Origin of the sequence: Pseudophaeobacter sp. 1A09344 (genome assembly GCF_041008745.1) — a bacterium.
Taxonomy (GTDB): domain Bacteria; phylum Pseudomonadota; class Alphaproteobacteria; order Rhodobacterales; family Rhodobacteraceae; genus Phycobacter; species Phycobacter gallaeciensis_A.
In genome coordinates this window covers 60,706-86,994 of record NZ_JAXGFS010000011.1, presented here as the reverse complement: position 1 = coordinate 86,994, position 26,289 = coordinate 60,706, and the positions used below count along the sequence as shown (strand labels likewise).

Here is a 26,289-nt window from a genome sequence, read left to right as displayed (position 1 = left end):
TGTTGGCCGTGAACCTTAGGGGGACAATGATATCTAGATGACGACAAGGATTAACACAGCAATCGGAGCCGATGATGGGGCGATACTGGAGTGCAGCGGGGTCGAACGACGGTTCGGCGGCATCGTCGCTGTCACCGGTGTTGACCTCGTTATTCGACAAGGGGAAATCTTTGGACTTGTCGGTCCGAATGGCAGCGGCAAGACAACGCTAACAAACGCAATTACCGGATTTTACCCGCCAAACGAGGGCAGGGTCCGGCTGGCAGGAAACGACATTACGGGTACGGCGCCTCACAAGGTTGCCAAGCTCGGCGTTGCCAGAACGTTCCAAAATCTTGCCCTGTTCAACGGGATGAGCGTTCTGGACAACATCCTGCTCGGGCGGCACATCCACATGAGCCCAGGCGTTTTGCGTACGGCGCTATATTGGTGGGCAGCACAGCGTGAAGAAATCGAGAACCGTAAAATCGTCGAGGAGGTGATCGAGTTTCTACAGCTCGAGAGCATTCGGCATGAGTTGGTCGATGGTCTTCCGATCGGGTTGAAAAAGCGGGTCGAGCTGGCGCGGGCATTGGTGGCCGAGCCACAGATGCTGATTCTCGATGAACCGATGGCCGGCATGAACCAGGAAGAGAAAGGGTATATGTCCCGTTTCATTCTGGATGCCCGTGCCGAACGCGGCGTCAGCGTTCTGCTGATCGAACACCATATGGATGTCATCACCGGCATTTGTGATCGGATGCTGGCACTGAACTACGGTGAAATGATCGCCAGTGGCATCCCCAAGGAGGTTGTGAAGGACCCGCGGGTCATCGAGGCATATATCGGAGGGTCGCATGACTGATTTTACGAAGAACCGGTCTTCAGGCGGCGAAACGATTGGTGCACTTCTGGCGAAGAACGCGTCGCTCCACGGAAAGGATATCGCCCGTCGCGAAAAAGAGCGTGGGATATGGAAAGAAACCACCTGGGCGGAATACGCCCAAGAGGTGGTGGCCTGTGCGGCTGGGCTTGAAAAAATCGGCGTGAAGCCTGGCAAAGCAGTGCTTGTTCTGGGCGATAACCGTGCGCGGCTCTATGGCGGCATGCTGGCTGTTTCGTTGCTTGGTGCCTACGCCATGCCCGCTTATCCGGGCGCAACTCTTGAGGAACTAAGGCACTTTCTTGGCGAAGTCGAGATCGTCGCGGCCATTGCGGAAGATCAGGAACAGGTTGACAAGATCCTGGAACTGAAGGACGCGGGCGCCGAGGGCATCGACCACATCATTTATGATGAAGCGCGCGGTCTTGGCTTCTACGAGGTTGAAGGGCTGTTGTCCTGGGATCACCTGATCGAAGTTGGTCAGCACGATCTGAACGAAACCCCGGGCCTGCGTGAGGAACTGCTTAGTCGTGCGAAGCCGGAAGATCCGGCCATTTTTCTGCACTCCTCCGGAACGACGGGCGCGCCGAAGGGCATCGTACTGAGTCAGAAGAACGTTCTTGCTGCTGCTCGGAATGGACATGCGGCGGGTGCCTTCGACGAAAATGAGGAGATCCTCGCGTACTTGCCGATGGCCTGGGTGGGAGACTACGCCATAACCGTTGCCGCGGCACTCCTTTGGCGTTTCACCGTGAATGTGCCTGAGCGCCAGGAAACGGTCGTGCGCGACATGCGCGAGATCGCTCCGACCTTCTATCTGGCGGCTCCGAGAAGCTGGGACCAGATGCTGACGACAATCCAGGTGGGTATCGAAAATTCGACCCCTTTAAAGAAATGGCTGTACCATTTTTTCATGGATCGGGCCATCGCCGCTGAGACACGCAAGCTGAACGGAAAAAGCGGTGGTATATTGGAGCCTTTGGGCCGACTTTTGGGCGAGGCAATCATTTTCGGACCGATCAAGGACCAGTTCGGAATGAGCCGCCTCAAGAACGCGTTCACCGGCGGCGAAGCGATCGGCGAAGACACCTTTGTTTTCTACCGATCCTTGGGAATCAAATTGCGCCAACTCTATGGCCAAACCGAAAACAGCGCGATCAATGCAATTCAGTCTCCGGGTGAAGTGCGCCTTCATACCGTCGGCAAACCCGCGCCCGGCGTCGAGGTGACCATCGCCGAGGACGGGGAGATCCTGGTACGCTCGGACAGCGTATTCGAAGGGTACTTCAACAAACCCGAAGCGACCGCCGAAGCCCTTGAGGGCGGGTGGCTGCATACAGGTGATGCCGGGTATTTGGAGGAAGATGGACACTTGGTTGTTCTGGGGCGCGTCTCCGAGGTCATGCATACGGCCGGAGGCGAGCGGTTTGTGCCAAACTACATCGAGAACCGGTTGAAATTCAGCCCTTATATTAAGGATGCTGCCGTAATCGGCGCCGGGCTTGACGAATTGACGGCTATGGTCTGCGTGGATTTCGAAGCCGTTGGCCACTGGGCAGAGGTGAACGGCGTGCCCTATGTGTCTTATGCCGATCTTTCTCAGCGTGAAGAGGTCGCGACGTTGCTTCGCGAGGCCTTCCAACGGGTCAACAAGGCCGTCACCGAACCATTGCGCCTGCAACGCTTTGTCAGTCTGCCGAAAGAATTCGACCCGGACGATGGTGAAATCACGCGAACCCGAAAACTGCGGAGGAAGGTCGTTCAGGAACGCTATGCCGACGTGATCGCGGCGCTCTACGACGGTTCAAAAGAGGTCCATGTAAGCGCGCAGGTGACTTACGAGACCGGGGAAGTAGGGAAGGTCGAAAGAAGCCTTCCCATCAGGGAGGTATAAATGGACTGGGTCTTTCTATCAGAGCTTGCGATCAACGGAGCCTTGACGGGTCTGCTGTACTCGCTATTCGCCATCGGCCTTGTGCTGATTTACAAGGCATCTTCGGTGCCCAATCTGGCTCAGGGCGGGTTGACCATGGTAGGGGCCTATGTGGTCCTGGCGCTGGCACGCGACGTGGGTTTACCCTTGTGGCTGGCCATCCCTCTGGCTGCGGTTGTCATGTTCGGCCTTGGGTTCGGCATTGAGCGTGTTGCTCTGCGCCGTCTCGCAGGTCGGCCGGTTGTCATGATCTTGATGCTGACACTCGGCCTCGACATTTTCCTGCGGGGTACAACGCTTGCGATTTGGGGCGGGACGTCACGTTCGATGGAATTGGGCGTCAGCTATGATCCACTGTTTTTTGACGACATCTTCATCAGCCGCATCCATCTGGTTGGTGCCGGTGTTGCGCTCGCCTTGTTTGTCGCATTCATGCTGTTTTTCCGAACCCGGACCGGGATCAAGTTGCGGGCGATCGCGGATGATTACATGGCTTCGTGGTCGGTAGGTATCTCGGTTGAACGCGGAGTTGGCCTGTCCTGGGCGCTGGCATCCGTTGTTGCCGTCGCTGCGGGCGTTATCTGGGGCGAGATTCAGGGTGTCGATCAGGCGCTGTCGCTGTTGCTTCTCAAAGGTCTGACAGTTGCCGTTCTCGGTGGTCTCGACAGTATCCTTGGCGCCGTGATCGCAGGCATCATCCTGGGCGTCGTCGAAAACGTTGTTTCTGATTTCCTCGATCCGCTTGTCGGAGGCGGAAGCCGTGAGCTTATCGTCGCCGCCGTGCTCATTCTTACCGTCATGATCCGTCCGCACGGGCTGTTCGGTCGTCACGACATCGAAAGGGTGTAAGGGATGTTTTACAGACTTTCCGGCGTCCATCACGCCAACTACGTTTCGGACAGCCGTATCTTCAAGGTGCCTGCCGACAGAAATCTGACAGCATTCATCTTTCTGATCGGTCTTGCCGCGCCATTCATCATCCCGTCGCTTTATCTGAACAGCTACATGCTTCCCTGGCTGATCTGGACGGCCGCCGCGCTTGGATTGAATCTGGTGACAGGTTGGGCAGGCCAACTTCACTTGGGTTATGCTGCGGTCATGGCCGTCGGAGCGTATTCGTCGATCCATGCCGCGCGTTTCGGGGTGCCGTGGGAATTCGCCCTGATCATCGGCGGATTGACGTCATCCGTGATCGGCAGCCTGTTTGCTTTTGCCGCTTTGCGGGTCAAGGGACTGTATCTCGCCCTTACCACTCTTGCGATGCAATTCGTGATGGACTGGGTTCTGACCCACTCTCCGGCGATCTCGGGGGGTTCACACGCGTCGCTCCAGTCACCGACATTGGCTCTGCTCGGGCAAGAGATTACCACTGATACTGGCTTCTACTATGTCGCCTTCGGCTGGTGTGTGTTGGTGACGATCTTCATGCTTAATCTCAAGCGTACTGGACTCGGTCGCGCCTTGGTCGCTGTCCGGGAAAAAGACTTTGCGGCCGCGATCCTGGGTGTGAACAGTTTCTACTACAAAATCCTCGCGTTCGCGACTTCGTCGTTCATCGCAGGCGTCAGCGGTGCGTTGCTTGTTGCCACCTTTTTCTTTCTCGCCGCACCCGAGCAATTTTCGGTTGCCGTTTCGATCCAGGTTCTTGCGATGGTGATTGTTGGCGGCCTTGGCAGCATTATCGGTTCCTATTTCGGTGTTGCCCTGATCCTTCTTGTTCCGGGTATCGTGAACGGTCTCGTCGTCACGCTGAGTGACGGGCTTGGCATGCAGATCGATGTTGAAACACTCGCTCACATCCCGAACGCAGTCTATGGCGCACTGATCGTCATTATCCTTCTGATCGAACCACTCGGTTTGGGAAAACTCTACGGCAACATCAGAGACTATCTGATGGTCTGGCCCTTCGATCAGTTCAAGAAATAGGGGAATGCCGATGCAAGAAAAAGTTGAAGCCCAGAACATTCTATCCATGAACAGCGTCGAAGTACTGTACGACAATGTAATACTGGCGATCAAAGGTGTTTCGGTCCAAGTCCCAAAGGGCGAGATGATCGCACTCTTGGGATCGAACGGAGCGGGAAAAAGCACCACGTTGAAAGCGATCAGCGGTCTTTTGAAGGCTGAGCGCGGACGCATCAGCCGAGGTGAGATAACGTTCCAGGGAGTGGACATTACCGAAGCGCTCGCGCAAGAACGCGTCGAGATGGGCATCTGTCATGTCATCGAAGGGCGGCGGGTCTTCGAACATCTGACCCCCGACGAGAACCTGACCGCCGCCGCGCCGCGCGGAATGTCCCGATCAACGCTGAATGCGGAAAAGGACAAGATCTACGGATATTTTCCGCGGCTTGCCGAACGCAAAAGTTCGCAAGCAGGCTATTTGTCGGGTGGTGAGCAACAGATGCTTGCCATTGGGCGGGCCCTCGTGACCCAGCCGAAGCTGTTGATGCTTGATGAACCAAGTCTCGGGCTTGCTCCGTTCCTGGTCGAGGAGATCTTCGGCATCTTGCAAAAGATCAATAAGGATGAGGGCCTGTCCGTCCTGCTGGTGGAACAGAACGCCCTGGCGGCTCTGGAAATCGTTTCGCAAGGGTACCTTATCGAGAACGGCCGCGTTGTTATGCACGGCACCGCCGAGGCGCTCAAATCTAACTCCGACATTCAGGAGTTCTATCTAGGCGGCGGAGAGACCGACTTTCACAACGTCAAGCACTACAGCCGACGCAAACGTTGGTTGAGTTGAGGTACTAATCAGAAGTTGTTCAGGGAGGAACAAATGAAGAAATTTACCAAAGCGTTGGCTGTACTATCCATGTTCGGAGGAGCAGTGTTCAGCACCCAGGCGCTGGCCGAGCCATTCAAGATCGGCATCTGCTACGACCTCAGCAAAGCCTATACCTTTGCCACGCCGCAGGTTTCGCAGGCCGCGATGGACCTTGCCAAGCTCATCAACATGAAGGGCGGCATCGGTGGCGAACCGGTCGAAGTCATCGTGCGTGACCACGGGAACGAACCGCAGCGCGGAATCGAGTGCTACTCGAAACTCAGCCGCGAGGGCGTCTTTGTTTTCGATACCCTGTCCACTCCGGTGTCTCTGGCTATCCTGCCGCGGGCCATGGAAGACGGGCGTATCCTGATGCAGTCTCTTGTCGGGCGCGGCGATGCCGTTGATGGCACCGTCTTCGATTGGGTCTATCCGATCGGGCCGACCTATTGGGGACAGGCCGCCAACGATGTCGCCTACATCAAGCAATTGCATGACGGCGATCTGTCAGATGTGAAGGTCGGGTTTGTTTACTTCGATTATCCCTTCGGGCAGGAGCCGATCGAGATCCTGGAAACCCTGTCCGAGAAAGAGGGTTTCGAGCTTGAACTGTACCCCGTGCCACTGCCTGGCAGCGACCAGGCCGGCGTGTGGTCGAAGGTGCGCCGCGACAAGCCCGATCATGTGATCGTCTGGATGCTGGGCGGTGCCCATGTGGTTGCCTCGAAAGAGATGAAGCGCAATCGCATTCCGATGGACAAATACATCTCGGTCAACTGGCTGAACGAAGTCGATATCGCCAACATCGGTAAAGAGGCCGCCAAAGGTATCAAGCGCGGGACCAATGTCGTGGGCGGTCAGGATATTGCCCTGTATCAGGAAATCATGGCCGAGCTTTATGACAAGGGCGAGGGATCCGGCCCGATCGAGAAGACGCAGGACGTTTTCTACAACACCGGGCTGGCCATGTATTCGATCATGTTCGAAGCCGCGCGCAAGGCGGCGGAAGCCGAGGGGCTGCCGATCACTCCGACATCCTACAAGGCCGGACTGGAGTCGCTTGAGGGCTATGACGCGAACGGGCTGATGGCCCCCGTTACGGTGACGGCCGAAGATCATGGCGGCGGGGGCAAGACCCGTATCGAAATGTGGGACGGAGAGACTTGGGTGCCGCAAACCGACTGGATCTCTGCGTACACGGACGTTGTGTGGGGTGTGGTTAAAGAGAGTTCCGCGAAATACGAGCAGTGAAAGACTGGTAGCAGGAAGGGCGACGCTACGCGGGGCGGCAGCGGCGTTTACAAAGCGGTATCACCGCCCCAAACCAAACCAACGGGAGAGAGAAAACATGAAAGTCAAACAGCACATTAAGGCAGTGGTACTTGCTACTGCGCTGGCAGCAAGCGCGACTGTTGCCTCAGCGCAGGACAAGGAGCCGATCCGCTTCGGACTCTGCTTCGACCTCAGTAAATCCTACACGTTCATTTCGCCGCAGGTGGCCCAGGCCGCGCAGGATCTCGCGATGTACACCAACGAAAATGGCGGTATCGAAGGGCATCCGGTTGAAGTCATCATTCGCGATCACGGCAACGAACCGCAGCGCGGTGTGGAATGCTACGAGCAGCTCAAGCGCGAAGGCGTTTTCCTTTTCAATTTTCTGTCCACGCCGGTCACGAACGCGGTTCTGCCGCGTGCGATGAAGGACGGCAACGTGTTGATGCAGTCCTTTGTTGGCCGCGGTGACGCGGTGGACGGCGAAGTGTTCGAATGGGTTTTCCCGGTCGGTCCGACGTACTGGCAGCAGGCGGCAAATGACGTTGCCTTCATCAAGGGTCAGATGGGCGGTGACTTGAGCAAGGCGAAGATCGGGTTCATCTATCTGGATTATCCCTTTGGCCAGGAACCGATCGAGATCCTGAAAACGCTTTCCGAAAAGGAAGGGTTCGAACTGGAGCTGTATCCCGTGCCGCTTCCCGGGTCGGATCAGGCCGGCGCATGGAGCAAAATCCGCCGCGACAAGCCTGACTACGTGATCAGCTGGCTGCTGGCGGGCGGGCATGTGGTCGCCTCGAAGGAAATGCGCCGCAACCGTTTCCCGATCGACCGCTATCTGTCGGTGAACTGGCTGAACGAAGTCGATATCGCCAATATCGGCGCGGAAGAGGCGAAAGGCATCCTGCGCGGGACGAACGTGGCCGGTGGCCAGGAAGTTCCGATCGTCAAGACGATGCTGGACACCTACTATGCCAATGGCAAGGGCAGCGGACCCGAGAGCCTCGTGCGCGACGTGTACTACAATACGGGCATGGCGATCTACTCGGCCGGTTTCGAAGCTGCGCGTATTGCGATTACCGAAAACGGTTGGCCGATCACACCGGAAACCATGAAGAATGCCTTTGAATCGATCGAGAACTTCGATGGAAACGGCATCATGGCCCCGGTTACAGTGACCGACAAAGACCACGGAGGTGGTGGCAAGACCCGGGTCGAACAGTGGAATGGCGAAACCTGGGTTCCGCTGACCGACTGGAGCGCCGACTATCTCGACGTTGTTTGGGATGTCATCAAGCACAGCTCGGCGACTTTCACCGTCGAATAAGACTGGGCTTCCCCGCGGCAGACACGTCGCGGGGAAGCTTTCCGCAGTTAGATTGTCCCGAGAAAGCGAAGCAGGTATCATGAGCCCCATTGACGTGAAGATCGAAGACGGAATTGCAACCGTCTGTATTAACCGGCCCGAACGCAAAAACGCACTTTCCGTGGCGGCTACGAACGGGCTGACCGATGCTTGGGAAAAGATCGAGGCGGATGACAGCGTTCGTGTGGCCATTCTGACTTCGGCCGATTGTGGCGTGTTCAGCGCCGGACTGGATCTGAAGGAAGCCACAAAAATCGCACGCGACGAGGGCGTCGATATTCTGACCAAGATGCGCGACCCGTTTCACGAGACAATGCGCGCCTGCAAGAAACCGATCATCGCGGCGATGACGGGGTCGCTGATGGCGGGCGGAATGATGCTGACTTTGAATTGCGATCTGCGGGTCGGTCTCAAGGGGACCAAGGTCGGTATCACCGAAGTAAAGATCGGTCGTGGATCGCCTTGGGCATCGCCAGCATTGTCCATGCTGCCGCAGCCCATCCTTATGGAAATAGTTCTGACCGGCGACTTGATGCCGATCGAGCGCCTGCACGAATACGGGTTCACCAACTATATCGAAGACACTCCCGATGCTGTCCGCGCACGGGCCTTCGACCTTGCCAAACGCATTGCCAGCGCGGCCCCGCTGTCGGTTGTTGCCGCGAAAGGCAGTGTTCGCGCAACCATGGATCTTGGCTGTGCCGGTGGTCTGGAAGAGGGCAAGCGCCTGCACGAGGTGGTTTACGCCAGCAACGACGCGATTGAAGGCCCAAAGGCCTTTGCTGAAAAGCGAGCACCCGTCTGGACCGGGACCTGATGGAGGCTTGAATGACTGAGCTTATTCGCCTGGACAGGGATGGCCCTGTCGGAATCCTGCGGTTTCTTCAGCCGACAAAACGCAACCCTTACAGCATCGGGTTCGTCGAAGAACTAGTGGCGCTCCTGCGCGAAGCCGAACGGGACGCTACGATCCGTGTCGTTGTTATGACCGGTGGCGATCATTTCAGCAGCGGCGGCGATCTTGTCGGGTTTCAGTCTGAGATCGCGAAAGGCGCAAAGGCGACATCGGAAATGGTGGAGCTGGTTCACGATGGCGGACGCGCGGCCTATCTGTTTCGCAAACCTCTGATTTCCGCGGTATGCGGCGTGGCTTTTGGCGCGGGTTTAAGCCTGGCCTTGTCGGCGGACATTGTCGTTGCTGCCGAAGATGCCCGGCTGTGCGAAGTTTTTGCGCGCGTCGGCGGCTGTCCTGACACGGGATCAAGCTGGCTGCTTCAACAGCGTGCCGGTGCGGGGGTGGCGCGGATGCTGGTGCTCACGGGCCGCGAGATCGACGGACGCACCGCTAGGGACCTGCGCGTTGTCGAAGAATGCGTGCCGGCCAACCAGGTCGAGGTACGGGCGTTGGAAATTGCCCGCGAGATTGCAACGCACCCGATGTTTGGCGTTCAGACCGCCAAGCGTGTGATGCGCGCCGCAGCCGAGTGCAGCTATCTCGAGGCGCTGGATATCGAGCGCGATGCCCAAAGCGTTTTGCTGTGCGCGCATGACTTTCCCGAGGCGATGAAAGCGTTCTCGGAAAAAAGAACTCCAGAATTCAAAGACCGTTAGCTCGGTTGAAACCTTATCGCAAAACTCAAGGAGCCCACGCCAATGAAGGTACTCGTGCCTGTGAAACGCGTGATCGACTACAACGTGAAGGTCCGCGTCAAGGCGGATGGCAGCGGTGTCGATCTCGCCAACGTTAAGATGTCGATGAACCCGTTCGACGAAATCGCCGTTGAAGAGGCGATCCGCCTGAAAGAGGCGGGAAAAGCCGAAGAGGTCGTCGCGGTATCCATCGGCGTCAAACAGGCGCAGGAAACCCTGCGCACCGCACTGGCCATGGGCGCCGACCGCGCCATCCTGGTCGTCGCAGCGGATGACGTGCACCAGGATATCGAGCCGCTGGCAGTGGCCAAGATCCTTGCCAAGGTCGTGGAAGAGGAACAGCCCGGTCTGGTTCTCTGCGGCAAGCAGGCGATCGACAACGACATGAATGCCACCGGCCAGATGCTGTCGGCGATCCTCGGTTGGAGCCAGGCGACCTTTGCCTCGGAAGTGGGCATCGATGGCGACAGCGCCGTCGTCACCCGCGAGGTCGATGGCGGCCTGCAGACCATCAAGGTCAAGATGCCGACCGTCGTTTCCGTCGACCTGCGCCTGAACGAACCGCGCTATGCGTCGCTGCCCAACATCATGAAGGCCAAGAAAAAGCCGCTGGATGAAAAGACCGCCGCCGATTACGGCGTCGACGTCACCCCGCGCCTGACCGTGGTCAAGACGTCCGAGCCGGCCGAACGCGCCGCCGGTGAAATGGTTGGCTCGGTCGACGAGCTGGTTGCGAAACTCAAGGAAAAGGGGGCGGTGTGATGGCTGTTCTTCTTCTTGCCGAAGTCAACAATGGTGAACTGTCGATGGACGCGACCGCAAAGGCGGTCACCGCGTCCAAGGCCCTGGGCGACGTGACGGTTCTGTGCGCCGGCGCATCCGCCGCCGACGCCGCGAAAGAAGCCGCGACAATTGATGGCGTGGCCAAGGTGCTGGTCGCCGAAGACCCCGCGCTGGGTCATCGCCTGGCGGAATCGACCGCCGACCTGATCGTGTCGCTGGCAGGCGATTACGATCACATCGTGGCGCCCGCCACCACCGACGCCAAGAACGTGCTGCCCCGCGTGGCCGCGCTGCTGGACGTGATGATGCTGACCGACGTCTCGGGCGTGGTCGATGCCGACACGTTCGAGCGCCCGATCTATGCAGGTAACGCGATCCAGACGGTGAAATCGGGCGACGCGAAAAAGGTCGTGTCCTTCCGCACCGCCAGCTTCGACGCGGCCGGCACCGGTGGCTCGGCCGCCGTGGAAACCGTGGGCGGGGCCTCCGCTTCGGGCCTGTCGGAATGGGTCGAAGACAAGGTCGCCGAAAGCGACCGTCCCGAACTGACCTCGGCCGGTATCGTGGTGTCGGGCGGCCGTGGCGTCGGCTCGGAAGACGATTTCGCGCTGATCGAGAAACTGGCCGACAAGCTGGGCGCCGCCGTTGGCGCATCCCGCGCCGCCGTCGACTCGGGCTTTGCACCGAACGACTGGCAGGTTGGCCAGACCGGCAAGGTGGTCGCGCCTGACCTGTATATTGCCGTCGGCATCTCGGGTGCGATCCAGCACCTTGCGGGCATGAAGGACAGCAAGATCATCGTCGCGATCAACAAGGACGAAGAGGCCCCGATCTTCCAGGTGGCCGATTACGGTCTGGTCGCCGACCTGTTCGAAGCTGTGCCTGAACTGACCGACAAGCTGTAAGTCCATTGCAAAAATTACAAAAAGGCCCGCCTGTTTTGTCGGGCCTTTTTGTACGAGCCGAATGGGCGGCGCGTTGATTGGAAAAATCCGGATGCGCACGGTCCGAAGCCGTGTGACGCTCCGTCAGAACGGCTCGGGTTCATTGTCGAGAAAAAAAACACTTGTTAGATTTCCTCAATGCAAGCATGACTCGATAGGAATAAAACATGTCTCTGATCAAGAACTCCCCGAGTTGGGCAGTGGATGAACACAAGATGTTCGCCGATAGTACACGCAGGCTTTTCGATGCAGAGATGGCTCCGAAGATTGAAAAATGGGCGGAGCAGGGAATTGTTGACCGCGACTTCTGGAAAACAGTCGGTCAGCAGGGTGTCATGGGTGGCTCGATTGCCGAAGAATATGGTGGTTTCGGTGGCGGCATCGGGTTCGACGCGATTACCGTCTACGAGCAGGGGCGCACCGGTGATACGGGTTGGGGCTATGGGATTCAGTCCATCGTAATCCATTATCTCAACGCATATGGCAGTGAGGAACAGAAGAAAAAGTGGTTGCCGAAACTGGTCAGCGGCGACAGCGTTGCGGCGATTGCCATGACCGAGCCTGGAACGGGCTCTGACCTCCAGAACGTACAAACCTATGCGGAAAAGGATGGCAACCACTACAAGATCAACGGTTCGAAGATCTTTATCACAAACGGGCACACGGCGGATCTCGTTGTTATCGTGGCAAAGACCGATCGCAACGCCGGCGCCAAGGGCGTTTCGTTGATCGTTCTGGAAACCGAGGGCGCCGAGGGCTTTCGCCGGGGACGGAACCTGAAGAAACTGGGTATGAAAGGTTCGGATACTGCTGAGCTGTTCTTCGAGGATGTGCGCGTGCCCACGGCGAACCTGCTTGGTCCGGAAGAGGGGCAGGGGTTCTACCAGCTGATGAAGCAGCTGCCTTGGGAGCGGCTGATGATCGGCATTACCGCGCTCGGTTTTATTGATTTTGCGATCGATGAAACGGTGAAATATGTTCAGGACCGCAAGGCATTTGGAAGCCGGATCATGGACTTCCAGAATACACGCTTCAAACTGGCGGAATGCAAAACCAAGGCCGAATTGCTACGTTCTTTCGTAAATGACGGGCTCGCGCGTCTTGAAGCGGGCGAACTTGATGCGGCCACGGCTTCGATGGCGAAATGGTGGGGCAGCCAGACGCAGAACGAGGTCATGCATGAATGCCTGCAACTGCACGGCGGTTACGGTTTCATGATGGAATACCCCATCGCGCGACTTTATGCCGACAGCAGGGTCCAGATGATCTATGGCGGCACCAACGAGATCATGAAGGAACTGATCGCACGCTCGATGGATGTTTGATCCGTCCGGTGCCGGGTGGGGCTATTCCCTGCCCGGTCCCAGAATTTCGTCGCTGTGTTCCCCAAGTCGCGGGGCCGGGCGATGATCATGTCGCGCAGGGGTCGCCGAAAAGCGAGCCGGCGGGCGTGTCGTCCAGATCGCACCTTCGGTCGGGTGATCAATCCGTTGAAAGAACCCGGTTGCGGCAAGATGGGGATCGTTCGGCAAATCTGACAGGTTGCGCACTGGCATGGCGGGTATGTCGGCCTGCTCCATGAGGTCAAGCCACTCATCTGTGGTCCGGGTCAGCGCAATCTGCGCCACCATATCGTATACTGCGCCGATGTTGCGGCTTCGGGCATCCATGTCAGTGACCCAGACATGGTCGATCATGTCGTCGCGCCCGACCGCCTGAAAGAACCGCGCCCATTGCACGTTGGTGTAGGGCAGAATGGTGATGTAGCCATCTGCGGTCTGAACCGGACGCCGGTGCGGAACCAGCATGCGGGCATAGCCGAAATCCTGCGGAGTCTCCTCGAAGGTGGCGCCATCCATGTGTTCGGCCAGCAGGAAGGCGGCCAGCGTCTCAAACATCGGAACTTCGACATGCTGGGCCTGTCCCGTACGCTCGCGGTGGAACAGGGCGCCCATCACGGCATAGGCGGCGGTCACGCCGCCAAGCTTGTCGGCCAGAATTGTCGGGGCATAAGCGGGCGGTGCCTCGGGGTCGCGCAAGGTTGCCAGGCTGGCCAATCCCGACACCGACTGGACGGAATCGTCGAATGCTGGCTTGGCGGCATAGGGCCCGTCCTGTCCGAAACCGGTGGCGGATACCGTGATCAGGTTCGGGTTTTCCTGGCGCAGGGTTTCGGGATCCAAAGACAATCTGGCAAGCGCCGCAGGCCGGATGCTCGAAATCATCACATCGGCATCGATGAGCAGTTTGCGCAACTGATCGAGACCGGTTTGTGTTTTGAGGTCGAGTACGACACTGCGCTTGTTACGGTTGGTCCCCAGAAAAGCGGCCCCCATCAGCTTGTTGCGCGATGGCTGGACCTGGCGAAGAAGATCGCCCTCGGGGCCTTCCACCTTGATCACATCGGCCCCCAGATCGCCCAGCATCTGCGTCGCCAAAGGTCCGAAAACTACAGAAGTCAGATCGACGATCTTCACGTCTTGAAGGATCGCCGGATTGTTCTCATCGGTCATTTGATTGTCCACTTAGTTGCCTACCGTTTTTTATGAACAACGGCCGAACTCGGCGCGAAGGGCCTTGCCTTGCGCATCGAAGGCCGGGCAGGGGCCCAGTGCCGTTTCGCCGAGGCTGCGCCGGATCGGGGGGGTCGGGACGTTGATTTCACCGGAAGGCGTGCGAATTACGGACCGGTCAAGCTGGGGGTGACCGGACAGGGTCGCCACGTCGTTCACCGCGCCCGAGGCAATGCCCGCAGCGTCAAGCCGCTTCAGCATCTCGGCGCGGTCATGCGAGGCGAACACGTCCTTGATGAGAACTTCGAGCGCGGGTTTGTTTTCAATTCGCGACGTGTTGTCATGGAACCGGGGGTCGGTTGCCAAAGCCGCATCGCCCAGTATGTGTTCACAGAACCGTTGCCATTCGCCGTTGTGTTGCACGGTAATGACGACAAGCTGACCGTCCTTGCATTCATAGGCCCCGTACGGGCAAATGACCGTGTGGTTCAGTCCGACACGAGGTGTCGGCTTGCCAAGGTAATCGTGATACAGCAGTGGAACCGACATCCAGTCGGCCATCACATCAAACATTGCCACGGAAACGCCGCTGCCCTTGCCGGTGCGATCACGCCCGACAAGTGCTTCGCAGATTCCAGCATGGGCTGTCATACCGGTGGCGATATCGCAGACCGACACGCCCACCCGTCCTGGTCCGTCGGGTGTACCGGTCACTGATGCCAGACCGCTCTCGCATTGCACCAGAAGGTCATAGGCCTTGGCGTTGCGCATCGGGCCGTCTTCGCCATATCCGGTGATGTCGCAGGTCACTAGACGCGGGAAGCTCTCTCGCAGACTCGCGGAATCGAGCCCCAGCTTGGCCAGCGCGCCCGGCAGCAGGTTCTGAATAAACACATCTGCGTTTTCCAGCATCCTGAGCAGGATTTCACGGTCTTCGTCGGCTTTAATGTCCAAGGCGACCGATTCTTTGCCTCGGTTCAGCCATGTGAAATAGGCGCTTTCACCGTTGGCGGCGGTATCGTAGGCGCGGGCGAAATCGCCTGCGCCCTTGCGTTCGATCTTGATCACGCGCGCGCCGGCGTCGGCCAGCCGCGAGGAGCAAAAAGGCGCAGCGACTGCCTGTTCCAGCGCAACGACGAGTTTGCCGGAAAGGGGGGCTAAGTCTGAACCTGACATGAGTTTCTCTCAATTGATCCTGAAAGGTTGACTAAATCTAACAATTGTTAGAAAGATTATCAATACGCTTGAACAAAGACTGGGTCGCTTGAAGGAGAACGCCTATGCAGGATGCCAAAGGACCAGACCAGCTTTTCCAACGCGCGCTGGCAGAGGGAGAGATCCTGCTGCCCAAGTGCGACGACTGCGGGGCCTATCACTTTTTCCCGCGAGTCCTGTGTCCACATTGTCATGGCGCCGCGATTTCGTGGAAGCAGGCCACCGGCAAGGGACGGGTCTACACCACAACCGTCGTGCGCCGCAGCCAAAACCGCGGTGGCGACTACAACGTGTGCATGGTCGAGCTTCAAGAGGGCGTTCGAATGATGAGCCGGGTCGAAGACATTGCACCGGGTGAGGTCGCCATCGACATGGCTGTAACCGCTTTCGTGGGCGAGGCCGAGGGTGTTCCGGCCGTGCTCTTCAAGCCGTCGGAGGTATAAGTCATGACCACAGAACTTCGGGGGAAATCCGCCATCGTGGGAACCGGTCATGCCGGTTTCGGAGAAGCCCATGGCCTGACGGCCTATGATGTCATGGCGCAATCTGCGCTTGCGGCGCTTGGCGATGCCGGGCTGAAACTGTCCGACGTCGACGGGCTGTTCTGCACCATGATGGAAGACAGCATGCCGGCGCTTATGGCGGCGGAGTATCTGGGCATCCAGCCCCGTTTCATTGATGGCACGATGTCGGGCGGTTCGTCCTTCGTAAACTACCTGACGTCCGCGACCATGGCGCTTGATGCCGGTCTGTGTGATGTCGCTCTTATCGTCTATGGCTCCAACCAGCGCACCGCATCGGGCAGACTCGTGACCGCTTCACGTCCGCCGGCCTACGAGGCGCAATATAATCCGCGCTATCCGATCTCGGCCTATGCGATGGCCGCAGCCCGGCACATGCATGAATATGGCACCACCCGAGAGCAGCTGGCCGACGTGGCCGTTGCTGCGCGGGCATGGGCACAACACAACCCCGAAGCGTTCGAGCGCGGCCCGCTGACCCGAGAAGACGTGTTGGGCGCGCGCATGGTGGGCGATCCATTGACCGTGCGCGACTGTTGTCTTGTCACCGACGGCGGTGGCGCGATCGTGATGGTCCGCGCGGACCGCGCACGGGATTTCCCCAAGGTGCCTGTCTATGTGCTGGGCAGTGCGACGGCAAGCTCGCACCGGCAGATTTCCCAGATGAAGGATTTCACCGTGACCGCGGCCCGCGACTCGGGCGCGCGCGCCTTTGCGGCGGCCGGAGTGACCCCTGCGGATATCCAGGCGGTCGAGCTCTATGATGCCTTCACCATCAACACGATTTTGTTTCTCGAAGATCTTGGGTTCTGCGCCAAGGGCGAGGGAGGGGCCTTTGTCGAGGGCGGACGCATCGCGCCTGGCGGCGTCTTGCCGGTGAACACGAATGGCGGCGGCCTGTCCTGCGTGCACCCCGGGATGTACGGCATCTTCACAGTGATCGAGGCTGCTCGTCAGATCCGTGGCGACGCGCCGGGCATTCAGTCGAAGGATATCGACCTGGCGCTGGCGCATGGCAACGGCGGTGTGCTGTCCAGCCAGGTCACGGCGATACTTGGATCGCAAAACACGCTCTGACGGCAACTAAGGGAGGAAAGTAAATGCCATTGGATTTCGAGGCACTGTCGAACTGGGACTTTGAGGAAATCGAACAGACGCTGACCGAGCGGGATACCATCCTGTATGCACTCGGCCTTGGGTTCGGCGAGGATCCGACCGACAAAAAGGAGCTGGCCTATGTCTATGAGGACGGGCTCAAGGCAGTTCCCTCGATGGCGGTCATTTTGGGGTATCCCGGCTTCTGGCTGCGCGATCCCAAGACCGGCGTAAACTGGCAAAAAGTGCTGCACGGAGAACAGTGGCTCGACATCTACAAGCCGCTGCCGACACATGGCCGGATTGTCGGCCGCAGCAAGATCGACTTCATCGCCGACAAGGGCGAGGGCAAGGGAGCCGTCATTTACCAAAGCCGTGATATTATCGACGCGGACAGCGGTGAAAAACTGGCGCGCGTGGCGATGTCGGCTTTCTGTCGCGGTGATGGGGGGTTCGGCGGTGAGAACCAGGCAGGTCCGGCACCCGCAGTGCTACCTGACCGGGCGCCTGATCACATATGTGATATCGATACCCTGCCCCGCCAAGCCCTTATTTATCGTCTCAGCGGTGATTTCAATCCGCTTCACGCTGACCCGGATGTGGCCCGTTCTGTCGGGTTCGACCGCCCGATCCTGCATGGTCTGGCGACCTATGGGCTGGCGGCCCGGGCGATTCTAAAGACGTTGCTTGACTATGATTCTGCCCGGCTTGTCGGTCTGGATGTTCGGTTCTCGGCTCCGGTCTATCCCGGCGAAACCGTGCGGTTCGAAATCTGGGAAGAGGACGGCGAGGTCCGGTTTCGAGCGTCTATTCCTGCACGCGACGTGGTTGTTCTGAACAACGGCGCAGCGCGCTTCGCCTGAGGCAATGAAGATGGCTCAACCTCTCAAGGATATCCTGGTGCTGGATTTCAGCACCCTTCTTCCCGGTCCGATGGCGACGCTCATGCTGTCCGAGGCCGGCGCCGAAGTGATCAAGTTCGAACGGCCCGGAGTCGGCGAGGACGCGCGCCAAACCGAGCCCAGGATCGACGGAGAGAGCATCGGATTTGCCGTGTTGAACCACGGCAAGCGATCGGTGGCCATCGACCTCAAGTCAAGGGGCGCAGTGGAACGTCTGCGCCCTTTGATCGAGAAGGCCGATGTTCTGGTAGAGCAGTTTCGTCCCGGCGTGATGGACCGGCTGGGGCTTGGTTATGAAGCGTTGCGAAAGATCAATCCCGGTCTCATCTATTGTTCGATCACCGGCTATGGCCAGACCGGACCAAAGGCCAGCGCCGCCGGCCACGATCTCAACTACGTCGGTGATGCGGGTATCCTGTCGCTCAGTCGCGGACCGGATGACCAGCCAACAGCCCCGTTCGGGCTGGTCGCCGATATCGGAGGCGGAACCTATCCTGCGGTGATGAATATCCTGCTGGCCCTGATTGCGCGGCAGGCAAGCGGGCAGGGGACGCATCTGGATATCGCAATGGCCGAGGGGGCGTTCGCCTTTGCCTATTGGGCCCATGCCGAAGGTGTGATTGCCGGGCAGAACATCGAAAGCGGTTGCAGCCGTCTGACGGGTGGCCTGGCCCGTTATCGGCTTTATACGGCTGCGGACGGGCGTCAGATCGCCGTCGGCGCGTTGGAAGAAAAGTTCTGGCAGTCGTTCTGCGATGTCATTGGTTTGCCGGTGGCCCTTCGCGATGACTGGTCCGATCCAAATGCCTGTGCCGCAGAGGTTGCACGTCGTCTGAGGGAACACCCCTCGACCCATTGGGAGCCTTTGCTGGCTGCGGCAGATTGCTGCTGTTCGGTCGTGAAGACGCCCGCCGAGGCGGCGCGTGGCCCGCATTTCAAAGCGCGTGACGTGTTCGGGCGGACCGTAAAAATCTCCGGCCGGGACGCGCCCGCTTTGCCGCTGCCAATTGCCCCGGAGTTCCGTTCTTCCGGAAATTCGGTCGGAGTTGCAGCCACTCTGGGCGAAGACAATACGCGTTATGGCTTGGACCAACCAAAGACAGAGTAAATCCCGTTGACGGGCAGGTTTTGAATCGGTAATCTAACAATTGTTAGAAAAAAGGAGGGTCCAATGGACAAGTCTGACGATGACCTGCCGACTGAAGCTGAGCGTTATGTCATGCCATCGCGCTTTGTGGAAAGCGATAGCTTGGAAGTGCAGGGTTTCGTGACATCGGCTTTGCGTGATCTTCCTGTGGGCGCAACCAATCGAGATAAGGCGATCCGCCTGTTCGAAGCGGTGCGCGACGATATTCGCTATGATCCCTATTGTTTTGCGCTGGATGAGGACTCTTACCGTGCCAGCCGTATCGCTGGGGCGGAAGCGGCGTTTTGCGTTCCCAAGGCAATTCTTCTGGCGGCTTGTTTGCGTGCTGTGGGTATCCCTGCCGCTCTGGGGTTCGCGGATGTGCGCAACCACCTGAATACACCCAAGTTGCAGGAGTTGATGGGGACCGATCTCTTTATCTACCACGGCTATGTTCAGCTGTGGTTGGGGAATGAGGCCTACAAGGTGACACCTGCATTCAACATGGAACTGTGTGAAAGATTCGGGGTCAAACCCCTGGTCTTCGACGGCTATCACGACGCGCTCTTTCATGAGTTCGACGAACAGAATCACCGGCACATGGAATATGTGAACGACCGTGGTCTCTATTTCGACGCGCCGATGGGTGAGTTCCTGGTGGCGTTCAAGCAAACCTATCCGAAGCTGGAAGAATTCAACCGCATCCGAATATCCAAGGATGCGAGCGGATACGATGACGGTTTCGCAAAGGAGGGTGCCTCTTGAGGTATCTGGAAGACTTCTCGCCGGGCCAAGTCTATCGCTTTCGCAGCGCTCCGATGAGCGCGGATTCAATAAAGGCCTTTGCCAAGGAATGGGATCCGCAGCGGCTGCACACCGATGAAGACTATGCAACCGCCATACATGGCAGCCTGATCGCCTCGGGCTTTCAGACCATGCTTGAGGTGTTCAAGCCGGTCATGACCGAGATGATGGTCGATGTTGCCAATATCGGCGGCATGGGCTTTGACAATTTGCGCTGGCTGCGGCCTGTGCACCCGAACGAACCCCTTGATGTCGAACTGACGGTCAACTCGGTCACACCGTCAAAAAGCAAGCCCGACAGAGGTGTTTTGCACTATACGCTCAGCGCCAGAAACCCCGAGGGCGAGGTCGTTTTTTCGACCGACACCCCCGTGATGATCCAGCGAAAACAAAATGACACAAACTGATATCCTTTCCAGCGAACAAGAAGACCTTCGCCTGTTGCGCGAGAGCGTGCGCACGTTGTTTGAACGGGCGGGCGGAAGTGACAGAGCCCGACAACTCCGTGATGCCGGGGGCGGTTTCGATCCGGAGATGGTCCGGGAACTGGCCGAGGCCGGTGTTTTCGGCGTGGCGGTGCCCGAAGATCAGGGCGGGCTTGGCATGGGCCTAGCCGCCGGGGGTGTCATCGCCGAGGAAGTCGGCCGTGTGATTGCCCCGGAACCGGTCGTGTCGACGATCGGTCTGAGCCTCGGCCTTCTGCGCCGCCTTTGTCCGGATCATCCGAAGATGGCACAGCTCATCGGCGGCGAAATTTCATTGGCGGTTGCCTGGCAGGAACGCGGCCCCGACGGGGCGCCTGCCGATGCGACCTGCCGATACGCGGACGGAAAGCTGACCGGTAGCAAGGCCTGGGTCGTCGGTGCGATCGGTTCGCACGGGTTCCTTGTCGTGGCCGAACAGGATGATGGTCCGGTTCTGGTTCTGGCTGAGGCAGACGCGCAGGGGCTTGTCATCGACAAGCGGACGCAGGCGGATGGCAGCTCTCTGGGCGAGCTTTCGTTTTCGGGAACTCCGGCCGCGGAATTGGCCAGCAGCGGTGCGGTTCTCACTGCACTGGCCGAGGCTGTCGCCGATGCAACGGCGCTTGCCGCGGCCGAGCTTGTCGGCCTGAGCGAGCGCGCCTTCGAGATCACGCTCGACTACATCAAGACGCGGGAGCAGTTCGACAAGCCGATCGGATCATTCCAGGTCATCCAGCACCGTGCCGTCGACCTCAACGTGATGTGCGAGGTCGCGCAGGCCGGAGTGCGGGAGGCGCTTGCGCAGATGGACAGCGAAACCGATCCGAAGGTTCGGGCCCCGATTGCCAGCCGCGCCAAAGCGCGCGCCGTCACGGCCGCCAAGAAAATCACCCGCGACGCCATCCAGCTGCACGGGGCCGTCGGGTACACGGATGAGTTCGATATCGGGCTCTACCTGAACCGGGCGCTGGTGCTGTCGGCCTGGTTGGGCGACGATGCCTATCACAGGCGGATATGGTTCGAGGCACGCGAAGCAGAGGGGGCAGCACAATGACCGACTGGAACGCTATGACCGATGCAGAGTTCCGCAAAGAAGTGCGCCAGTTCTTCGAGGCGGAATATCCCGAGGAGCTGCGTCACCTGCCGCACCGACCGAAGTTCGCCGAGATCGAACATTGGCACCGCAAGCTTCACGCCAAGGGCTGGGTCGCGCCAGCCTGGCCCGCTGAATTCGGCGGTATGGGGCTGAACGCCGCCAAGTTGCTGATCTTTTACGAAGAGCAGCAGCGCTGGGGCGTCAATCGCGGCCGCGACATGGGCGTGCAGATGGTCGGGCCGCTGATCATCAAATTCGGCACCCAGGAACAAAAAGATTACTGGCTGCCGCGTATCCTGAGTTGCGAAGATATCTGGTGTCAGGGCTATTCGGAACCCGGCGCCGGGTCCGATCTGGCGAACCTGCGCACACGCGCAGAGATTGACGGCGACGACTTTGTCATCAACGGACAGAAGATCTGGACCACGATGGCGCATGACGCCACGCATATTTTCATGCTGGTGCGCTCCGATCCCGATGCGCCGAAGAAACAGCAGGGCATCAGTTTCCTGCTCGCTCCGATGGATCAACCCGGAGTCGAGGTGCGCACCATCACGACCCTGTCGGGCGAGACCGAGTTTTGCGAGGTCTTCTTTGACAATGCACGGACGCCCCGCGAGAACCTCGTGGGCGAGCTGAACAAGGGTTGGACGATGGCCAAGGCTCTCTTGAGCTTCGAACGCATTTTCATCGGTTCGCCAAGTCTGGCCCAGAACGCTCTGGGACAGCTTGAAAGCTTTGCCCGTGGCCGTGGCGCGTTTGACGATCCGGTGTTCCGTGACCGCTTTGCCCAGGCGGCACTGGATGTGGAAGATCATGCCGCGCTTTATGCCCGTTTTGCAGATCAGCTCAAACGTGGCGAGACGCTCGGTGCGGATGTGTCCATGCTGAAGATTTGGGTGACTGAATGCTTCCAGCGCATCACCGAGCTGATGATCGAAGCAGCCGGTCCCGATGGCGGCTCCATCGGGCCGCTTCAGGTCGGCAACGTAAGTGTCGATGTTCTGGCGAGTTTCTACAAGGCCAGACCTACCACGATCTACGGTGGATCGAACGAAATCCAAAGAAACATCCTGTCCAAGGCCGTCCTGGGACTGCCTGGCTGACTCAATACCCCACGGAGGAAATAGAACCATGTCGGATCGTTATGCAAAATACGATAAACTGAAATTTGACTACCCGGCGGATCGCGTCCTGCGCATCACGTTCGACCGGCCCGAGACATTCAACTCGGTCGATGCCGAAACCCACACTCAGATGACGGACATGTGGATCGATATCGACCGTGACCCAGACATCAATTCGGTCATCGTGACCGGTGCGGGCAAGGCATTTTCCGCCGGGGGTGATTTCAGCCTGATCGAAAACATGATTGGCAATTCGCACGAGATCATGAAGACGTGGAAAGAAGCCAAGGATCTCGTCTATAACATCATCAACTGCAACAAGCCGATCATTTCCGCGATCAATGGCCCTGCGGCCGGCGCAGGCCTTGTGGTTGCCATCCTGGCCGACATCTCGATCGCCGGAAAGAAGGCCAAGATTGTCGATGGTCATCCCCGCCTTGGTGTTGCCGCCGGTGACGTCGCGGCGATTATCTGGCCGCTGCTGACCTCGATGGCCAAGGCGAAATACTATCTGATGACCTGCAAGCCGGTGTCGGGCGAAGAGGCCGAGCGTATCGGTCTGGTATCAATGTGCGTCGAGGATGACGAGCTGCAGCAGATCGCGCTGGATACAGCCGTCGAACTGGCCAACGGCTCGCAAAGCGCGATTCGCTGGACCAAGTATTCGCTGAACAACTGGCTGCGCCAGGCCGGGCCGATCTTTGATGCGTCGACCGCGCTGGAGATGCTTGGCTTCATGAGCGAGGACGTCAAGGAAGGTGTGTTGTCGCACCGCGAGAAGCGCGCGCCGAACTTCCGTAAGGACTGCCCGCTTTAACGCCCGATTGGACGAGGAGGCATGGAAATGTCTGATGATATCTACAAAGATATAGCTCAAGCCTATGCCGCTGCGGCCGAAAAAGCTCCTGGCCTGAAATCGCGATTTACGGCTGCCGGATTCGATCCGGCAGCTGTCACATCGGTGGCGGACCTCTCGCGTCTTCCAGTGATGAAAAAAGAAGAGCTTCTGAAGATCCAGCGCGAGAACCCGCCCTTTGGCGGGTTCCTGGCCTCGGATCTGAAGGATGTCGGGCGGATCTACGTGTCCCCCGGCCCGATTTTCGAACCGGCCCTTTCGGACGGTGGCGGCCACGGCCTTGACCGGCTGTTCAAGGCGGCAGGCGTGGGGCCGGGGGATATCATCCTGAACACCTGGATGTATCATCTGGTGCCCGCGGGGCTTTTGTTCGACGAAGCGGCACAGGCCGCAGGCGCCACGGTGATCCCCGGAGGCGTCGGCAATACGGAGCTTCAGGCACAGATCATCGCCGAAACCGGCGTGACTTCGATCTGCGCTTCGACCGCGTTTTTCCTGACGCTGGCGGACAAGGTGATCGAAACCTATGGCCGCGACGCATGGAAGGTGAAGACAGCCTTCCTCGGCGGTGAGATGGGCGACTGGATGGCCAAGCGCCGCCGGATCGAGGCCGAATACGGCGTGTCCACCTGGGCCGCCTATGCCACCGCCGATCTGGGCCTTGTCGCCTATGAGGATGGCGGCGAAGGCTACCTGGTTCATCCCGACCGCGTGGTGCAGATCTGCGATCCGGTCAGCGGCGAACAGGTCGCTCATGGCGAACCTGGCGAGGTTGTCGTGACCGCGCGCGATGCCACCTGGCCGATGATCCGGTTCGGCACCGGCGACAGCGCCTTTGCCCTGGAAAGCAACGCGGATGGCACCGTCAGCCGGATTTCAGCATTGCAGGGACGGGTCGGGGCAGCGGTCAAAGTGCGCGAGATTTTCGTTTATCCGCGCGTGGTTGAAGAAGTTGTCATCGGCACGCCGGGCGCAAAGGCCGCGCAGGCCGTGGTAACGCGCGAGAACGATCGCGACATGATCCGCCTCTCGCTTGTGCTGGAAGACGGTGCCGACGCTTCCGCCGCAGAAGCAGCCGCCGCTGATACCTTCAAACTGCATGCACGAATTCGTGCTGACGAGGTGAACATTGTTTCGGAACTACCCGAAAATGCAGAACTGATCGTCAACCAAAAAGACCGCTGAGATCGGGTTCTGTGCGCTTTGCCTGAATCCGACCTTTTAGCCGACACTGGCACGCGGGTTTTCGTGGACCCAAGACTTTCAACTTGGCGAAGGTCTTGGGGATCCCGGCCCCGCGCGCCCGTGGGGTGTCGCGGAAAGCGGCACAGGTCAAACGTGGTCGAAATCGACTGTCAGTTTTTTGGTTTTCGGACGGGCCTGGCAGGTCAGGACAAAGTTCTCCTTCAACTACCAAGGCTCCAAAGCATAGTTCAGCGTCATCTCTGCCTCGCCTTCGATAACTTTGGCGCGGCAGGTGGAACACATTGCGCCCTTGCAGCAATAGGGTAGTTCGATACCTGCTGCGGCGGCGGAGACCACGCTTTCCTGATCAGGTGTCATCACAAAGCTGCGGGCGGTGCCATCATGGATCGCCGTGACCTGAACTCCTTCTCCAGTGGCGGCTTCCGCCGTAAGCGGCGCAAGCGTGACGGTGGCGGTATTGTCAGCATCGGCGGGAGCGAACAGCTCGTCATGAAAACGGTTCTCTTCAACGCCTAGGTCGCGGAGCGCGGTCTTGAGTTCCTGAATCATCTCGGCGGGGCCGCAAAGAAAAGCATCTTCTATTTCTGCCGGAGCGAACAGGGCACCGGAGAACTTGCGCAGCTTTTCCGCATCAAGCCGGCCCGAGAATAGTGGGGAATCGGTGCCTTCGCGCGTCAGTGTATGAAAAAGAGAGAACCGTCCGGGATAGGTATCCTTGAGATCGTTCAATTCGTCGCGGAAGATGATGGAACTTAGCGTTCGACTGCCGTAAAAAAGGATGAAGTTGGCCCCGGCCTCGGTGGCAAGCACCGAGCGGATGATCGAAATGATTGGAGTAGTTCCACTGCCCGGGGCCAGGGCGAGATAGGTGCGTGGTCCGCCTTGTCGTATCTTTGATCCGAATGTGCCTTCGGGCGTCATGACATCAAGTTCGGTGCCCGGTGGCAGTTCGCTATGAACGAAAGAGGAAAACGCTCCGCCTTCCAGCAGCTTGACCAGAACGCGCAACTCGCCATCGTCTCGGCCGGAGCTGACCGAATAGCATCGCCGCACACCATCGATATCATCGGCACGGCGCAGCGTGACGTACTGGCCCGGGATGAATTGATAGTCGTCCGCCAGATCTTCGGGATTGGGCGAGCATTTCGCCGAACTGCTGGCGGGGCAGGATGTCGACGTCACATTGGCCGCCCGCCGCGTCGCCCGCTTGTCTGAGCTTTCCGCAAAGATAGCGGCGGAAGGGGGGCAGGCCGATGTGATAGAGATGGACGTGGCGGACCCGAAGTCGGTGGAAGCCGCGCTGAAGGGACGGGTCTTTGACACTGTCATCAACAATGCCGGAACGACGGCATCTCTTCCCGCATTGGAACACGGGCCGGCCGAAATCGACGCGATCATAGACACAAATCTCAAGGGCGCATTTCATGTCGCACGTATCGCCGCCAAAGCGATGATTGATGCCGGACGCGGGGGCTGTATCGTCAATGTCGCCTCGTTTCTGGGCACACGGGTGGCCAGCCATGTGTCCGCCTATGCCGCGTCCAAGGAAGGGCTGATTCAACTGACCCGGTCTCTGGCGCTTGAATGGGCGCGGCATGGCATCCGGGTGAATGCCATCTGCCCCGGTTATATCGAAACCGACCTGAACCGTGAGTTTTTTGCCACTGACGCGGGACAGGCATTGATCAAACGCGTCCCGCAGCGCCGGTTGGGGCATGATCCGTTGGCCGCCCCCCCCGGACCGGGGGCCTACGATAAGGCGACCGGGAATCCCCGGCCGCAATTCT

The 26,289-nt window shown here is 58.9% G+C and carries 25 protein-coding genes and 1 pseudogene; 23 read left to right on the top strand and 3 right to left on the bottom strand.

Features of this window, described 5'->3' with window-relative positions; translation table 11 throughout:
• The first annotated feature begins 37 nt into the window (after positions 1-37).
• The 12 genes from SM765_RS17925 (at position 38) to SM765_RS17870 (ending at position 12,902) form a co-directional block, all read left to right on the top strand.
• A complete protein-coding gene (locus SM765_RS17925) occupies positions 38-844 on the top strand; it encodes an ABC transporter ATP-binding protein (RefSeq protein ID WP_136340174.1) in 807 nt (268 codons plus the stop codon).
• Positions 837-2,756 (top strand): AMP-dependent synthetase/ligase, encoded by a 1,920-nt coding sequence (locus SM765_RS17920; RefSeq protein WP_234163369.1) that lies wholly within the window; start codon positions 837-839, stop codon positions 2,754-2,756. The genes SM765_RS17925 and SM765_RS17920 overlap by 8 nt, the downstream gene beginning before the upstream one ends.
• Complete coding sequence (locus SM765_RS17915) at positions 2,757-3,644, top strand: branched-chain amino acid ABC transporter permease (protein ID WP_050685832.1); 888 nt, start codon at positions 2,757-2,759, stop codon at positions 3,642-3,644.
• Between the two features lie 3 nt (positions 3,645-3,647).
• Complete coding sequence (locus SM765_RS17910) at positions 3,648-4,721, top strand: branched-chain amino acid ABC transporter permease (protein WP_028095207.1); 1,074 nt, start codon at positions 3,648-3,650, stop codon at positions 4,719-4,721.
• Between the two features lie 10 nt (positions 4,722-4,731).
• Positions 4,732-5,541, top strand: a complete 810-nt coding sequence (locus SM765_RS17905) for an ABC transporter ATP-binding protein (protein ID WP_050685932.1) — start codon at positions 4,732-4,734, stop codon at positions 5,539-5,541.
• A 33-nt stretch (positions 5,542-5,574) separates the two neighbouring features.
• The gene (locus SM765_RS17900) at positions 5,575-6,813 is read left to right on the top strand and encodes an ABC transporter substrate-binding protein (RefSeq protein ID WP_027238720.1); all 1,239 of its coding nucleotides are present in this window, start codon (positions 5,575-5,577) and stop codon (positions 6,811-6,813) included.
• Positions 6,814-6,910: 97 nt separating this feature from the next.
• Positions 6,911-8,161, top strand: coding sequence for an ABC transporter substrate-binding protein (locus SM765_RS17895; protein WP_152467189.1), 1,251 nt, complete (start codon positions 6,911-6,913; stop codon positions 8,159-8,161).
• A 79-nt stretch (positions 8,162-8,240) separates the two neighbouring features.
• Positions 8,241-9,017: an enoyl-CoA hydratase/isomerase family protein gene (locus SM765_RS17890; RefSeq protein ID WP_152467190.1), complete on the top strand. Its 777-nt coding sequence runs from the start codon at positions 8,241-8,243 to the stop codon at positions 9,015-9,017.
• Between the two features lie 11 nt (positions 9,018-9,028).
• Positions 9,029-9,811 carry an enoyl-CoA hydratase/isomerase family protein gene (locus SM765_RS17885; RefSeq protein WP_136340178.1) on the top strand — a complete coding sequence of 261 codons (783 nt, stop codon included), beginning with the start codon at positions 9,029-9,031 and terminating at the stop codon, positions 9,809-9,811.
• A 42-nt stretch (positions 9,812-9,853) separates the two neighbouring features.
• A complete protein-coding gene (locus SM765_RS17880) occupies positions 9,854-10,612 on the top strand; it encodes an electron transfer flavoprotein subunit beta/FixA family protein (RefSeq protein WP_090029138.1) in 759 nt (252 codons plus the stop codon).
• Entirely contained in the window at positions 10,612-11,538 is a 927-nt protein-coding gene (locus SM765_RS17875) for an electron transfer flavoprotein subunit alpha/FixB family protein (protein ID WP_152467191.1), read from the top strand. Before SM765_RS17880 ends, SM765_RS17875 begins: the two co-directional genes overlap by 1 nt.
• Positions 11,539-11,744: 206 nt before the next feature.
• Positions 11,745-12,902, top strand: a complete 1,158-nt coding sequence (locus tag SM765_RS17870; RefSeq protein ID WP_081979662.1) for an acyl-CoA dehydrogenase family protein — start codon at positions 11,745-11,747, stop codon at positions 12,900-12,902.
• Positions 12,903-12,923: 21 nt separating this feature from the next.
• Here SM765_RS17870 and SM765_RS17865 read toward each other — a convergent pair whose 3' ends face one another.
• Together SM765_RS17865 and SM765_RS17860 are read right to left on the bottom strand one after the other, a co-directional pair.
• Positions 12,924-14,090: a CaiB/BaiF CoA transferase family protein gene (locus SM765_RS17865; protein WP_152467192.1), complete on the bottom strand. Its 1,167-nt coding sequence runs from the start codon at positions 14,088-14,090 to the stop codon at positions 12,924-12,926.
• A gap of 30 nt (positions 14,091-14,120) precedes the next feature.
• Positions 14,121-15,266 (bottom strand): CaiB/BaiF CoA transferase family protein, encoded by a 1,146-nt coding sequence (locus SM765_RS17860; protein ID WP_152467193.1) that lies wholly within the window; start codon positions 15,264-15,266, stop codon positions 14,121-14,123.
• Between the two features lie 104 nt (positions 15,267-15,370).
• Between SM765_RS17860 and SM765_RS17855 the strand changes: the two genes are divergently transcribed.
• The 10 genes from SM765_RS17855 (at position 15,371) to SM765_RS17810 (ending at position 24,481) form a co-directional block, all read left to right on the top strand.
• Positions 15,371-15,748: a Zn-ribbon domain-containing OB-fold protein gene (locus SM765_RS17855; RefSeq protein WP_152467115.1), complete on the top strand. Its 378-nt coding sequence runs from the start codon at positions 15,371-15,373 to the stop codon at positions 15,746-15,748.
• 3 nt (positions 15,749-15,751) lie between these two features.
• Positions 15,752-16,903, top strand: coding sequence for a thiolase family protein (locus SM765_RS17850; RefSeq protein ID WP_234163367.1), 1,152 nt, complete (start codon positions 15,752-15,754; stop codon positions 16,901-16,903).
• Between the two features lie 23 nt (positions 16,904-16,926).
• Positions 16,927-17,784, top strand: a complete 858-nt coding sequence (locus SM765_RS17845; protein ID WP_172975947.1) for a MaoC/PaaZ C-terminal domain-containing protein — start codon at positions 16,927-16,929, stop codon at positions 17,782-17,784.
• A 10-nt stretch (positions 17,785-17,794) separates the two neighbouring features.
• Positions 17,795-18,931: a CaiB/BaiF CoA transferase family protein gene (locus tag SM765_RS17840; protein WP_152467117.1), complete on the top strand. Its 1,137-nt coding sequence runs from the start codon at positions 17,795-17,797 to the stop codon at positions 18,929-18,931.
• 63 nt (positions 18,932-18,994) lie between these two features.
• Entirely contained in the window at positions 18,995-19,714 is a 720-nt protein-coding gene (locus SM765_RS17835) for a transglutaminase-like domain-containing protein (RefSeq protein WP_152467118.1), read from the top strand.
• Entirely contained in the window at positions 19,711-20,160 is a 450-nt protein-coding gene (locus SM765_RS17830; protein ID WP_136340184.1) for a MaoC family dehydratase, read from the top strand. The genes SM765_RS17835 and SM765_RS17830 overlap by 4 nt, the downstream gene beginning before the upstream one ends.
• Positions 20,147-21,271 (top strand): acyl-CoA dehydrogenase family protein, encoded by a 1,125-nt coding sequence (locus SM765_RS17825; RefSeq protein ID WP_136340185.1) that lies wholly within the window; start codon positions 20,147-20,149, stop codon positions 21,269-21,271. The genes SM765_RS17830 and SM765_RS17825 overlap by 14 nt, the downstream gene beginning before the upstream one ends.
• Complete coding sequence (locus SM765_RS17820) at positions 21,268-22,419, top strand: acyl-CoA dehydrogenase family protein (RefSeq protein ID WP_152467119.1); 1,152 nt, start codon at positions 21,268-21,270, stop codon at positions 22,417-22,419. Before SM765_RS17825 ends, SM765_RS17820 begins: the two co-directional genes overlap by 4 nt.
• A gap of 28 nt (positions 22,420-22,447) precedes the next feature.
• Positions 22,448-23,257, top strand: coding sequence for an enoyl-CoA hydratase/isomerase family protein (locus tag SM765_RS17815; protein WP_028095226.1), 810 nt, complete (start codon positions 22,448-22,450; stop codon positions 23,255-23,257).
• 27 nt (positions 23,258-23,284) lie between these two features.
• Complete coding sequence (locus SM765_RS17810) at positions 23,285-24,481, top strand: phenylacetate--CoA ligase family protein (protein WP_232237126.1); 1,197 nt, start codon at positions 23,285-23,287, stop codon at positions 24,479-24,481.
• Positions 24,482-24,706: 225 nt separating this feature from the next.
• On the opposite strand, the gene SM765_RS17805 is transcribed toward SM765_RS17810, so the two are convergent.
• Positions 24,707-25,684, bottom strand: coding sequence for an FAD-binding oxidoreductase (locus tag SM765_RS17805; RefSeq protein WP_168733229.1), 978 nt, complete (start codon positions 25,682-25,684; stop codon positions 24,707-24,709).
• Between SM765_RS17805 and SM765_RS17800 the strand changes: the two are divergent.
• Positions 25,635-26,156: pseudogene (locus SM765_RS17800) on the top strand (SDR family NAD(P)-dependent oxidoreductase); the annotation flags it as partial. The gene SM765_RS17805 and the pseudogene SM765_RS17800 overlap by 50 nt on opposite strands.
• Positions 26,157-26,289: the final 133 nt, after the last annotated feature.

Bases quoted from the DNA above. Each gene is read 5' to 3' on its own strand.
- SM765_RS17860 (WP_152467193.1), bottom strand. From the start codon at position 15,266: ATGTCAGGTTCAGACTTAGCCCCCCTTTCCGGCAAACTCGTCGTTGCG.
- SM765_RS17910 (WP_028095207.1), top strand. From the start codon at position 3,648: ATGTTTTACAGACTTTCCGGCGTCCATCACGCCAACTACGTTTCGGAC.
- SM765_RS17925 (WP_136340174.1), top strand. From the start codon at position 38: ATGACGACAAGGATTAACACAGCAATCGGAGCCGATGATGGGGCGATA.
- SM765_RS17890 (WP_152467190.1), top strand. From the start codon at position 8,241: ATGAGCCCCATTGACGTGAAGATCGAAGACGGAATTGCAACCGTCTGT.
- SM765_RS17855 (WP_152467115.1), top strand. From the start codon at position 15,371: ATGCAGGATGCCAAAGGACCAGACCAGCTTTTCCAACGCGCGCTGGCA.
- SM765_RS17825 (WP_136340185.1), top strand. From the start codon at position 20,147: ATGACACAAACTGATATCCTTTCCAGCGAACAAGAAGACCTTCGCCTG.
- SM765_RS17815 (WP_028095226.1), top strand. From the start codon at position 22,448: ATGTCGGATCGTTATGCAAAATACGATAAACTGAAATTTGACTACCCG.
- SM765_RS17840 (WP_152467117.1), top strand. From the start codon at position 17,795: ATGGCTCAACCTCTCAAGGATATCCTGGTGCTGGATTTCAGCACCCTT.
- SM765_RS17865 (WP_152467192.1), bottom strand. From the start codon at position 14,090: ATGACCGATGAGAACAATCCGGCGATCCTTCAAGACGTGAAGATCGTC.
- SM765_RS17920 (WP_234163369.1), top strand. From the start codon at position 837: ATGACTGATTTTACGAAGAACCGGTCTTCAGGCGGCGAAACGATTGGT.
- SM765_RS17915 (WP_050685832.1), top strand. From the start codon at position 2,757: ATGGACTGGGTCTTTCTATCAGAGCTTGCGATCAACGGAGCCTTGACG.
- SM765_RS17875 (WP_152467191.1), top strand. From the start codon at position 10,612: ATGGCTGTTCTTCTTCTTGCCGAAGTCAACAATGGTGAACTGTCGATG.
- SM765_RS17885 (WP_136340178.1), top strand. From the start codon at position 9,029: ATGACTGAGCTTATTCGCCTGGACAGGGATGGCCCTGTCGGAATCCTG.
- SM765_RS17870 (WP_081979662.1), top strand. From the start codon at position 11,745: ATGTCTCTGATCAAGAACTCCCCGAGTTGGGCAGTGGATGAACACAAG.
- SM765_RS17905 (WP_050685932.1), top strand. From the start codon at position 4,732: ATGCAAGAAAAAGTTGAAGCCCAGAACATTCTATCCATGAACAGCGTC.
- SM765_RS17810 (WP_232237126.1), top strand. From the start codon at position 23,285: ATGTCTGATGATATCTACAAAGATATAGCTCAAGCCTATGCCGCTGCG.
- SM765_RS17820 (WP_152467119.1), top strand. From the start codon at position 21,268: ATGACCGACTGGAACGCTATGACCGATGCAGAGTTCCGCAAAGAAGTG.
- SM765_RS17835 (WP_152467118.1), top strand. From the start codon at position 18,995: ATGGACAAGTCTGACGATGACCTGCCGACTGAAGCTGAGCGTTATGTC.
- SM765_RS17895 (WP_152467189.1), top strand. From the start codon at position 6,911: ATGAAAGTCAAACAGCACATTAAGGCAGTGGTACTTGCTACTGCGCTG.
- SM765_RS17880 (WP_090029138.1), top strand. From the start codon at position 9,854: ATGAAGGTACTCGTGCCTGTGAAACGCGTGATCGACTACAACGTGAAG.
- SM765_RS17900 (WP_027238720.1), top strand. From the start codon at position 5,575: ATGAAGAAATTTACCAAAGCGTTGGCTGTACTATCCATGTTCGGAGGA.
- SM765_RS17850 (WP_234163367.1), top strand. From the start codon at position 15,752: ATGACCACAGAACTTCGGGGGAAATCCGCCATCGTGGGAACCGGTCAT.
- SM765_RS17845 (WP_172975947.1), top strand. From the start codon at position 16,927: ATGCCATTGGATTTCGAGGCACTGTCGAACTGGGACTTTGAGGAAATC.